Raw genomic sequence first — 12,324 nt, 5'->3', positions numbered from 1 at the left:
AATTGAATATAAGATGTTTGATAACATTTGCTGATTGCTTCGTTTTTATGTTTTTATTTTTTCACACTATATCTCCAGATGTTAAACGGATTTTACAGATACTTTTATGTATATTTGTAGCCAAATATCCCGCGAATGGGCTTAATGTCAATTTACTTTCAACTCAATGACAAGGTTTAAACTAATCAACAACATTATCGGATGGATGATGTTTGCGGTCGCAGCAATCGTTTATCTGATGACCATCGAACCCACTGCAAGTTTTTGGGATTGTCCCGAGTTTATCGTTTCGGCTTATAAACTCGAAATCGGTCATCCTCCCGGCGCTCCTTTCTTTATGTTAGTAGGCAATCTTTTTACGCAGCTGACTTCCGATCCGACGCAAGTTGCAAAGATGGTTAATGCCTCATCGGCCTTGCTGAGTGCTTTCACTATTCTGTTTCTCTTTTGGTCGATTACCCATCTCACTCGAAAACTTGTGCAAACAGATGATAAAAAAGATCTTTCTATCGGTCAGACAATCCTTATCATTGGATCAGGTGTTGTGGGTGCATTGGTTTATACATTCTCCGATACGTTTTGGTTTTCTGCTGTCGAGGCAGAAGTCTATGCCTTTTCATCCATGCTCACGGCTTTGGTTTTCTGGTTGATTTTGAAATGGGAAGAAAATGCCGAACATCCTCATTCAGACAAGTGGATTATCCTGATTGCTTATGTCATGGGTCTTTCGATTGGTGTGCACTTACTTAATTTGTTATGCATTCCGGCCATTGTGTTGATTTATTACTACAAGAAAAATGAGAAAGCTACATGGAAAGGAGGCCTCGTGTCCTTACTTATTTCATTCGGTTTGATTTTGGTGCTCATGTATGGGATTATTCCGGGTTTTACAAAAGTTGGCGGATGGTTCGAACTGTTTTTTGTCAATTCTGTGGGATTGCCCTACAATAGTGGCTTGTTTATTTTTGTAGCTCTTCTGTTTGGGTCGATTCTCTGGTCTATTTTCGAAACCCTGTCTTCAAAGCCGAATGAAAAACGTGCAAAATTTGCATTTCTATTAAGCCTTGCTTTTTCGGGGATTCTTTTCATGGGTAACAGTGTTTGGTTGTGGGTTATTTTGATTGGCATTGCGTTGTATTTTCTTTTTTCTTCCGGGCATTTGAATATGAAATTGGTTAATCTGATCTCCTCATCGCTATTGGTTATCTGGATCGGATTCTCGGCTTATGCCGTTATTCCAATCCGATCGAGCGCCAATCCACCAATGGACGAGAATTCGCCTGAAGACGTATTTTCATTAGCCGGATATCTCAATCGCGAACAATATGGAGAAACGCCCTTAATCTATGGACATACCTATGCTTCGGAAGTGCTGCGCGATGCTGAAGGAAACGCCGTTGTGAGTAAAAGAGTAAAGAGATATGGGAGAGTTATCAAAAATTCGCCCGATGAAAAAGATCGGTATGTTGTTGTAGGAACGTCGCCTTCCTATAAATATACCAACGAAATGCTTTTCCCTCGAATGCACTCAACTCCGGATGGGCCAAATTTTCAGAATCACATAGTGGGTTATCAACAATGGGGAGGTGTAGAAAATCAGAATATCAAACCGTCTGTTCTTCAGAATATTCAATTTTTCTTCAACTACCAACTTAATTATATGTATTTCCGATATTTCATGTGGAATTTCGCCGGACGTCAAAACGATTTACAGGGTGATGGCGGAATAACAAAAGGGAATTGGATATCGGGGATACCTTTTATTGATCAGCATATTCTCGGATTGGGGCCACAAGACAATATTGCGCCTGACATTGCAGACAACAAAGGCCGGAATGTTTATTTCATGCTCCCATTTATTCTCGGTTTGATTGGAATTTTTTATCAACTTTCGTTGAAAAAAAATGGCTTCAAGAGTTTTTCCATCGTTTTCATGCTGTTTTTCATGACAGGCATTGCTATCGTTCTGTATCTCAATCAAACTCCTTTTGAGCCGCGCGAACGTGATTATGCTTATGCCGGATCTTTTTATGCGTTTTCGATATGGGTAGGAATGGGAGTCGCAGGCATTAGTTTGTTTTTGAGAAAATACCTAAAAAACACCGTTGCTGCAGCGTCAATTGCAACTTTAGCCTCCATTATGGTTCCTTTGCAAATGGCTGCTCAAAATTGGGACGATCATGACCGTTCGGGACGATATATGGCTCGAGATGCAGGAATGAATTATTTGAACAGTGTTGGTCCAAACGGGATTATCTTTTGCAACGGCGATAACGATACTTTTCCGTTGTGGTATTTACATGAGGTCGAAGGATTTCGAACCGATACGCGCGCATGCAATATGAGTTACCTCCAAACTGAATGGTATGTGGATCAGATGGTTAGGCAGGCTTATGAATCCCAACCGCTTCCGATTCGGTGGCCTCGTGCTCGATATGCGAGCGATAAGGGATCGCATGCTTACGTATTGACGAGAAAAGGAATCGAGCAAATACTTCAACAAAACAATATACCTCAACCATCATACGGAATGTATTATGATCAGAATGCTTTTCGTGATACCATTTCCTTAAAACAGACGATGGAAAATCTGAGAACAGGAAATAATGCTACGCCCAAAAATCCTTTTCCTGCTCTCGATAATGAGCCGATCATTCCGGGTAATCTGTTGTATCTCGATGTGGATACTTCCAAAGTGGATTGGAAAAAGCTCAATTCGAAACCTAAATCAAGAATGATTGTCAATCTGGGTAATTCGTCGGTTGTCTATCGACATCAGCTCATGCTTCTCGAAATGCTTACAAACATAAATGACGACAACTGGGAAAGACCTGTTTATTTCGCAGCAACTGTCGATCGAGGATTATATGCGCCTGTGGAGAATAATCTCATCGTTGAAGGAATTACTTATCGTGTAACTCCCGGCGAGCCTTTGTCGAAGGGGGTAAATACCGAAATAGCATACGATAATATGATGAATAAATTTCGCTGGGGTGGAGTTGATAAAGATCCGAACATTTATTTAGATGTTACTTCAAGAAATATGATTTATACTTTTCGAATGTATTTCTCGCAACTTATCGCCGCTCTAATCGAAGAGGGTAAGAACGATATGGCGCTCGCTGCTTTGGATAAGTGTATTGCCGTGATGCCCGATCAGGTTGCTCCTTTCCGCACAGAAGGATTGATTTTTGCCAGAAATTATTTGCAATTGGGCGAAAAGGAAAAAGGTACGGATTTGATCGTCTCCATACTCGATAGAATAAATAAAAATCTTTCGTGGTATGATCGTCTTTCTCCGGTTCAAATTGCAAATTCGTGGATCGACATATCCCGAAACAACCTTGATCCGTTGTTGTTGATAGCCGATATTTATCAAGTGTTTGATCAACAAAAATACATCACGCTTGTGGATGATTTACTGAAGCGTGCACAATTTTATTATGGAACCGGTGTTTATCCGCTCGGTGATGATATTCTGAAAGAGCTAACCAACAGTTCTCTCCGTAGTTATTATGGCTCATCTAACGATACTGTTAGCCGACACGTAGCAGAACAAACAATGCAAAAAACGCTGAAAATGATGCAGCAGTATAATCCCAAATTGTTCGAACAATACGGAAAACTTCAATAATCTTAGATTTTCTTTTTAAAGAGATGTATGGACATATTTCGTACATCTCTTTTTTTGATTTTTGTAAAAAATATTTACTCATGCTTATCGAACAGCCACCTAAGCTATACAGACTTCTCTTTCATAATGCTATTTGGAGAAAAACTATCGACGGACAAAAAACCGTTTATCTTACGTTTGATGATGGTCCTATTCCTGAAATAACCCCTTGGGTGTTAGATCTTCTCCATTCTTATAATATCAAAGCTACTTTTTTTTGTGTGGGAGACAATGTTCGAAAATATCCCGAAGTTTACCAAGATATTTTGAGAAGAGGACATCGTGTAGGGAATCATACATTTAACCATGTTCAGGGATGGAAGTTTCGAACCGGCACATTCTTGGCCAACGTTCGTAAAGCCTCCGAACTCATTCAATCGAATTTGGTGCGTCCGCCTCATGGGCACATGCGTTTGCCCCAAAACGGAGCTTTGGTGTGTTCGGGTTATCAGGTAGTGATGTGGGATGTTGTTACGCGCGACTACAACAAAAAACTTACTCCTGAGCATGTTCTCGACAATGTGAAAAATTATGTAAGAGATGGTTCTGTTATCGTTTTTCACGATTCGCTTAAAGCCGAAAGGAATTTGAAATATGCATTACCTCGAGCTATCGATTGGTTGTTGAGTCAGGGATACTGCTTTGAAACACTACCTTAAAATCTTTTTATTAATTAAATTGAATGTAAATATCGCGCCATTATTTCATCCTTAAAAAATTCGATATCCTATAGGTTAGGTAATCTTGAAGCTTTTTATAGAATCTTCAACCATGACTGAATTTTCTATTAGGATTAAAAAATATTAAAAAATAAAATTATTTAGTATTATGTATTGCAAAGTACAATGTTTTCCATACTTTTGTGCCGGTAATAAATATTCCGATTGGGAAACGTATTCAAATTTGAAATTTAATCTTTCGGATCAACCCAATTGGGTTATTAATTTGTTTGAAGAATGATTGATTTAAAGCAACTTCACAAATCGTATTATACAGAAGCCATTTCACTTCACGTCCTTAAGGGAATCAATTTGCATATCGACGCCGGTGAATATGTCTCGGTGATGGGAGCATCAGGATCGGGCAAATCTACCTTGCTGAATATTTTAGGCATTTTGGATACCTACGATTCAGGAGAATATTACCTGGATGGCACATTAATGAAAAACCTCAGTGAAAAGCAGGCTGCGCACTATCGCAACGAAATGATCGGGTTTGTTTTTCAGTCGTTTAATCTTATCGGCTTCAAAAATGCCTTGGAAAACGTTGCACTTCCGCTTTATTATAAAAATGTCAGTCGGAAAAAGCGCAACATCATTGCCATGGAACTTCTGGAAAAAATGGGATTGAAGGATTGGGCTTATCACATGCCGAGCGAACTTTCGGGAGGACAAAAGCAACGCGTTGCCATTGCGCGCGCAATGATTTCGAATCCCCGCATCATTCTTGCCGATGAGCCAACCGGCGCTCTCGACAGCCAAACCACAGTGGAAGTGATGGATGTGCTCACTAATCTCAACAAACAGGGCATCACCACCATCATTGTAACGCACGAAAAGGCGGTTGCCGATGCAACCAACCGTATAATCCATTTAAAAGATGGAATGATCGAATATGAAACCCGTAAAGAAAACGGCGTGCACAATGCGTACATCCACGCAGTTCAAAACATATAGACAAATACCTACCGGAGATGAACGACCATCTGCAGGAAATATTCAGTACACTAAAGAAAAACAAATTGCGTACCACTCTTACCGGATTATCGGTTTCATGGGGCATTTTCATACTCATTGTGCTTTTGGGTGCCGGCAACGGATTGAAAAACGGGGTGATGTCCAATTTCAGTTCGCGAGCGGTTAACCGCATCAGTTTATGGTCGGGCACTACATCCATTCCCTACAACGGATTGAAGTCGGGACGAAATCTGCATTTCATGGAGAAAGAGATTTCCACTATCCACCATGAGGTAACGCAAAGCGATTTGATTACTGCCCGATCGGACAAAAGTCAAACTATCTCCTACGGGTCGGAATACGGTACCTATCAGGTAAGAGGCGTAATGCCGGCATACTCCGAAATCGAAAAACTGGTCATTCAACAAGGCGACGGACGTTTTATTAATCAATTGGATATAAACCAAACAAACAAAGTGATCGTCCTCGACCGAAAAATCGTGGAAGTGCTCTTCAAAGGTAAACCGGCATTGGGGCAATACGTGAAAGTAGGTCAGTTGATGTTTAAAGTAATCGGCATCAATTCGAAAAAAGAACAGTGGGGTGGGTCGAACGCTTACATTCCTTTTTCAACTTCACAGGTGATTTTCAATCCCGACAAAAAATTTAATCAAATCATGTTCACTGTCAACGGACTCGAAACAAAAGCTGCCAACGAACGCTTCGACGAAGCGTTGCGCAATCTCATGGGACGCAGCCTCAGTTTCGATCCTCAAGACAAACAAGCTCTCTGGGTTAATAATACGCAAGCCGAATACATCGAAACCATGAAGATTTTCGGCGGCATCACCATTTTTGTGTCTATCATCGGAATTTTTACGCTTATTGCAGGTATCGTGGGCGTGAGCAACATCATGTTGGTAACGGTAAAAGAACGAACCCGGGAAATCGGCATCCGTAAAGCCATTGGTGCTCCTCCTTCGTCTATCCTCAAATCGATTATTCTCGAATCGATCATCATTACAGCCATTTTTGGCTACGTTGGGTTGATGCTTGGTATCGGCGTTACCGAATTGGTGAATTTTCTGATGGAACAGGCTGCAGCCGCAAATGCCTCGTCGGATAGCATGCAGATGTCGGTTTTCAAAAACCCTACGGTGGATATCGGATATGCCGTTTTCGCCACCGTCGTCCTCATTATTGCCGGTGTTCTTGCCGGATATTTGCCTGCCCGAAAAGCAGTGAAAGTGCATCCCATTGAAGCCATGAGAGAAGAATAGGCAAATACGACATAACAATGAAATCATCAAAAGATAACCATAGCGATTCCCTTTCCGGCTTGTTCAAAGATTTCGGGAAAATCTTCGATTTGGATCATTGGCAGGAAATTTGGATCACCATTACCCACAACAAATCACGAAGTACACTTACAGCCTTTGGCGTGTTTTGGGGAATGTTCATGCTCGTTGCTATGGTGGGTGCGGGCAATGCACTCGACAAGGGGATATCGTCGCAGATCGAAGGATTTGCCACCAATTCCTGCTTTTTTTGGTCGAATCCCACAACGGAACCCTATCAGGGATTTCGTAAAGGACGCAATTGGAACATGACGAACAGCGATATTCCCATCATTCGGCAGCGGGTAAAGGAGCTGCAGTATATTTCGCCCGTGCTTTTCGGCGGAGGTGGCGGAAGCGAAAAAAACGTGGTAAGAGGCGAAAGAAACGGCGCTTATCTTGTAAAGGGTTGCTATCCCGAGTACGATTTGATTGAAAAGAGCAACATGATTTACGGCCGCTATGTGAATGATATCGATATTGCCGAAAAGCGGAAAGTTTGCGTAATCGGCGAACGAATTTACGAAGTTCTTTTTCAATCGGGAGAAGATCCCGTAGGCAAACAAATTCGCGTTAACGGCATCTATTTTCAGGTAATTGGGGTGGCTCGCAGTACATCGGGGGTCAGCATCGGCGGACAAACAGCCGAAACAGTAGTACTTCCGTTCAGTACAATGCAACAAGCGTTTAATCAGGGAAACATCATTCACTTTGTTGCGGCCACAGCTAATCACGGAACGCCCGTTAAAATCGTACAGGATCAAATTACCGATATATTAAAGCAGCAACATCAAATTTCGCCCGACGACAAGGAAGCTGTTGGCGGCATGAACATCGAAGAGCAGTTCAACATGTTTAATTATTTGGGTATCGGCATTGCTTCGCTCATTTGGATTGTGGGGTTGGGGACACTGTTTGCCGGTGCTATCGGCGTCAGCAACATCATGCTGGTGACTGTTCGTGAACGCACTAGGGAGATCGGGATACGACGTGCTTTAGGTGCGACGCCTCGCGCCATCATCGGACAAATCATGAGCGAAAGTATTGTGCTCACCGTAGTTGCCGGAATACTCGGTATAGTGTTGGGGGTAGGCATTCTTGCTGCTACAGGCATCGTGCTGAGTCAGGGCGATCAGTTTTTCAAAGATCCTCAAATATCTTTCGGGATGGCCGTCGGTTCGTTGATGATTTTGATTGTGATCGGCACACTTGCAGGCATGATTCCTGCTCAACGAGCCATGATGATCAAGCCCATCGAAGCGATCAGGGAAGAATAATTATCGTTTAAAAATGAGAAGAAAAACAACAAACTAAACAAGATATAGATGAAAAAAGTATTGAAAATAGCAGGATTATCCCTGTTGGGACTTTTGGTAATACTCACCTTCGTGTTTCTATGGCAAAAATCGCGCCCCAAAGTGGTTGTTTACCATATCGAAACGGTAACGAAGGGAAATATCGAGAAACGTACGGTAGCCACAGGGAAAGTGGAACCTCGCAACGAAATTCTCATCAAACCGCAAATGTCGGGAATCATTTCCGAAGTATATAAGCAAGCCGGGGAAACGGTTCAGGCAGGCGACATCATTGCCAAGATACAGGTTGTTCCCGATATGGTGAATCTGAGCAGTGCCGAATCGCGCCTGTCACGCGCCGAGATTGCCTTAGATCAAAGTCGCCGCAATTATGAACGCGACAGCAAGTTATACGAAAACAAAGTGATTTCGAAGGAAGAATTCGAAAAAGTGGCGCTTCAATACAAAAACGACCAGGAAGAACTGCGTGCCGCATCCGATAATTTGAGTCTTGTCCGCACGGGAATTACCGCAAGTTCCGCCAAATACAGCAATACCCTCATTCGTTCCACCGTTTCGGGAACCATTCTCGATATTCCGGTCAAAGTGGGCAATTCCGTCATCCAATCCAACAATTTCAACGATGGCACAACGGTGGCTTCGGTTGCCAACCTGAACGATATGCTCTTCGTCGGGAAAATAGACGAAACCGAAGTCGGCAAATTGCACGAAGGCATGCCCATGGAAATTACCATCGGAGCCATCCAAAATCGCGAAATACCAGCGACGTTGGAATATGTTTCCCCGAAAGGAACAGAAGAAAGCGGAGCTATTTTGTTCGAGATGAAAGCTGCAATGAAATTGCCGACAGATGTCTTCATTCGCGCCGGATACAGTGCCAACGCCGAAATCATTCTCGACAAAAGGAACGATGTACTGATGATACCCGAAAGTTCGCTCGAATTTAGTGGGGATTCGGCTTTCGTTTACCTTGTCAAGAGCGAAAAGCCCCAGACTTTCGAACGCAAACTCGTCAAAATCGGTCTTTCTGACGGAATTCACATCGAGGTGCAGAACGGATTGCAACTGAACGATAAAATTCGAGGAACAGAAGTTATCGACAAAAAGAAAAAGTCGTAATTACATGTCAGAAAACGTTGCATCTTAAGATAAACAACAAGCCACAATCGATTAAAAATCTCCACATGAAATATTCATTTCTCATTTTTTCGTTTTGCCTTGCAAGTGTCGTCTCGGCGCAACAGCAACTCACACTCGAACAATGTATTGCCATTGCATTGGAAAATAATCGCAACGTCAAGCAACAGGAGTTAAACAAACAAAACCGTGAAATCTCTTACAATCAGGCGCGCGCCGATCTTTTACCTAACCTGAATGCTTCGGCGGGCCAAAACTTTGTGTTTGGGCGTTCCATCGGATTAGACAACACTTACCAAAACACCAATTCGTCGCAAACCTCCTTCAGCCTCGGAAGCGACATCACACTCTTCGATGGGCTGCGCATGAAGCATAACATTGATGCTCGAAGAGCCGATGTGAACGCATCGCAAGCCGATTTGGATAAAATTCGTGACGATATTGTCATCAGCGTTTCCACCGCCTTCCTTCAAGTTTTGCTCAATAAGGAACTGTTGCAGATTTCGGAGGATCAAATAGAACTTACCAACGCCAATATTTTGCAAAGAAGCGAATTGATAAAAAGCGGTAAAATGGCAGAAGGCGAAATTTATGAGCTTGAGGCTCAAAAGGCGAAAGAAGAACTTAACCGTGTACAGGCCGAAAGCAATCTGAAGTTAGCCTTGCTTGATTTGGCACAAATTATGGAGATAGAAAATGTTTCGGATTTGGACATTACTGCACCTCCTGCCGAAAAACTGATCGGTGAAAGTATTTTGCTTTCGTCGGATGTGGTATATCAAAATGCACTCATCAATCGGCCCGAAATAAGCGGTGCCAATTTCCGATTGGAAAGTGCGCAAAAAGAAGTATTGATGTCCAAAGCTCAACTGTATCCCACGCTCTCCTTTGGTGCAAATGTGGGTACAGGTTATTATCACATGAGCAATCGGACAAACGATTCGTTCAGTTCGCAAATGCGAAACAATATGAGCAATTCTGTAGGCTTTAGCTTGCGAATACCCATTTTCAACCGTTTTCAGGTGCGTAATAGCATTCGCACTGCACAAATTGCGGTCGAAAACAGTCGGTTGGAAATGGATAAAACAAAACTCGATTTGCGTAAACGTATCGAACAGGCCTACTACAATGCACTCGGAGCGAATAGCCGTTGGGAAGCAGCCAAAAAATCGGAAATTGCCGGTCGCGAGGCTTATCGATTTGCCGAACAAAAATTCGAAAACGGTCGGGCCAATTCCTATGAACTGTTTCAGGCGAAAAATAATCTCACACAAGTATTGGGTGAAATGGCGCAAGCCAAATACGAATATGCTTTTCGCCTTAAAATATTGGAGTTGTTAAAAGACTGATTTCTTGTAACTATTCCCGAAATGGGTACGTCTTATCATAAACGTCACGAAAATATTATTCAAAGTATGAAAACAAAAATATTGATGTTCGCTTCTTTCATTTCAATTTGCATTATTGCCACAAGTTGCGTGCTGAATGCGCAACAACGCATCACGTCGAAGACCTTTAATGTGTCTACATTCGAAGCTGTCGAATCAAACTCGGTAGCGAATATCCATTTCTTTCAGGGACCTACTACAAGTTTGAGAGCTGAAGGGAACAAGGACTTGATAGATCGTTTGAACGTGAATGTGGAAAAAGGAAAATTGATTATCGAAATGCAAAAAAGTGCATTCAACAATAATAATCTGAAAAATAAGAAGCTGGATATTTATATTTCATCACCTACTCTGAATTTGATTGAAATGGAAGGAGTAGGGAATTTTTTGTTCGAGAAAGCTTTCAACTCGCCTAAACTTGAAATTGTTTCTGATGGAGTAGGTAATCTGAAAGCTGATAATCTGAATTGCGGGCAAATATTAATTCGTTCGCATGGCGTGGGAAATATCGAACTTGCCGGGAAAGCCAATAACATGACCATTTCATCAAATGGAGTAGGAAACATCAAAGCCGAAAAACTCGTTGCACAACATGCAAGTGTAAATTCGAGCGGGGTAGGCAATGTAACATTCAATTGCTCCGAATCAATGGATGTAGAATTGAGTGGAGTTGGTAATGCAATTTATTACGGAAACCCGAAAGTTAAAAACATGAACAAGGAGGGCGTCGGCAAAATCAAACCGGGTAAATAAATTTTGAATACTCTTTTTTAGGATTAAACATAATTAAATTAATGGCGGAGGCTTGTGAAAGTTTCCGCTTATTTGTTTTGTAACATTCCGATATCGCGCAACCAGTCAATTGCTCTATACGGCCATTCGTTTACCAGATGCCCTGTGTTTCGTAAACCGTATCCATGACCACCCGTGGTGTATAGGTGCAACGATGCAGGAACTTTTGCCTCTTTCAATGCGTAATAATAGAAAATGCTGCTGTTCAGTAATTTCGAATCATCTTCAGTTTGAACAAGAAAAGTCGGAGGCGTTTCGGAAGTTATTTTCAGTTCGGAGGCAACCGTAAAATTTGTTCCATCAAGATATGCCGGATAGATGAGCAGGCAAAAATCGGGACGCAAGCTTTCGTTGTCGGCACTATCCACAGCCGGATAAGTTCTTTCTTTGTATGCAGTGCTTGCCATTGCCGAAAGATGAGCGCCTGCCGAAAAACCGATCACTCCGATTTTGTTCGGATCGATATTCCAATCTTTGGCATGATAACGTGTGTAAGCGATGGCACGTTGCAAATCTTGCAAAGGTGCAACATGTTTTTCCAATCCTTCACGACGAGGAACTCGATATTTCAACAGCACACAATTCACGCCGAAACTGTTGAAACGTTTGCAAATTTCGCTTCCTTCGAGGTTGTAAGCCAGAATATTGTATCCTCCGCCCGGACCCACAATAATGGTTGTTCCCGAATTGTTGTCAACCGGTGCCGGATAAAATGTCAGTGTAGGCTCGCTCACATTACTGATTCTTAACACAGGACAACCTCCCACTTTAGGTCCACTCCAGTCATCGACCTGTTTCATTTTTTTTGTTTCGCCCGGAGCGCCATCGGGAAACAACAGAATCGGTTTTTCTTGTGCTATTACAACCATAGAAAATAAACTAATGAAGATGAATGCATATTTTTTCATAACCCATTGATTATAATTTTAGTTTTGATGCAAAAGTAGGAAAAACTTCCGTTTTATTTGTAAAACATCATTACCTTTGTTTTCTAAAATTAGATGA

The 12,324-nt window shown here is 42.0% G+C and carries 9 protein-coding genes; 8 read left to right on the top strand and 1 reads right to left on the bottom strand.

Annotation, left to right across the window (positions count from 1 at the left end):
• The first annotated feature begins 166 nt into the window (after window positions 1–166).
• The 8 genes from EJN84_RS05095 to EJN84_RS05060 all read left to right on the top strand — a co-directional run bounded on the left by EJN84_RS05095 (window position 167) and on the right by EJN84_RS05060 (window position 11,280).
• On the top strand, window positions 167–3,634 hold the full coding sequence (locus EJN84_RS05095) for a DUF2723 domain-containing protein (RefSeq protein ID WP_129594399.1): 3,468 nt from the start codon (window positions 167–169) through the stop codon (window positions 3,632–3,634).
• 80 nt (window positions 3,635–3,714) lie between these two features.
• Window positions 3,715–4,332 (top strand): polysaccharide deacetylase family protein, encoded by a 618-nt coding sequence (locus EJN84_RS05090; RefSeq protein ID WP_129594398.1) that lies wholly within the window; start codon window positions 3,715–3,717, stop codon window positions 4,330–4,332.
• Window positions 4,333–4,629: 297 nt separating this feature from the next.
• Window positions 4,630–5,349 carry an ABC transporter ATP-binding protein gene (locus EJN84_RS05085; protein WP_129594397.1) on the top strand — a complete coding sequence of 240 codons (720 nt, stop codon included), beginning with the start codon at window positions 4,630–4,632 and terminating at the stop codon, window positions 5,347–5,349.
• A 17-nt stretch (window positions 5,350–5,366) separates the two neighbouring features.
• Window positions 5,367–6,629, top strand: a complete 1,263-nt coding sequence (locus EJN84_RS05080; RefSeq protein ID WP_129594396.1) for an ABC transporter permease — start codon at window positions 5,367–5,369, stop codon at window positions 6,627–6,629.
• Between the two features lie 80 nt (window positions 6,630–6,709).
• Window positions 6,710–7,963, top strand: coding sequence for an ABC transporter permease (locus tag EJN84_RS05075; protein WP_129594446.1), 1,254 nt, complete (start codon window positions 6,710–6,712; stop codon window positions 7,961–7,963).
• A 48-nt stretch (window positions 7,964–8,011) separates the two neighbouring features.
• The gene (locus EJN84_RS05070; RefSeq protein ID WP_129594395.1) at window positions 8,012–9,121 is read left to right on the top strand and encodes an efflux RND transporter periplasmic adaptor subunit; all 1,110 of its coding nucleotides are present in this window, start codon (window positions 8,012–8,014) and stop codon (window positions 9,119–9,121) included.
• 65 nt (window positions 9,122–9,186) lie between these two features.
• Window positions 9,187–10,488, top strand: coding sequence for a TolC family protein (locus EJN84_RS05065; protein ID WP_129594394.1), 1,302 nt, complete (start codon window positions 9,187–9,189; stop codon window positions 10,486–10,488).
• 66 nt (window positions 10,489–10,554) lie between these two features.
• On the top strand, window positions 10,555–11,280 hold the full coding sequence (locus EJN84_RS05060; protein ID WP_165004080.1) for a head GIN domain-containing protein: 726 nt from the start codon (window positions 10,555–10,557) through the stop codon (window positions 11,278–11,280).
• Window positions 11,281–11,348: 68 nt separating this feature from the next.
• Here EJN84_RS05060 and EJN84_RS05055 read toward each other — a convergent pair whose 3' ends face one another.
• On the bottom strand, window positions 11,349–12,227 hold the full coding sequence (locus EJN84_RS05055; RefSeq protein ID WP_129594392.1) for an alpha/beta hydrolase: 879 nt from the start codon (window positions 12,225–12,227) through the stop codon (window positions 11,349–11,351).
• Window positions 12,228–12,324 lie beyond the last annotated feature (97 nt).

Origin of the sequence: Seramator thermalis, assembly GCF_004138125.1 — a bacterium.
Taxonomy (GTDB): Bacteria; Bacteroidota; Bacteroidia; order Bacteroidales; family Dysgonomonadaceae; genus Seramator; species Seramator thermalis.
This window is presented reverse-complemented; position numbering and strand designations above follow the sequence as displayed.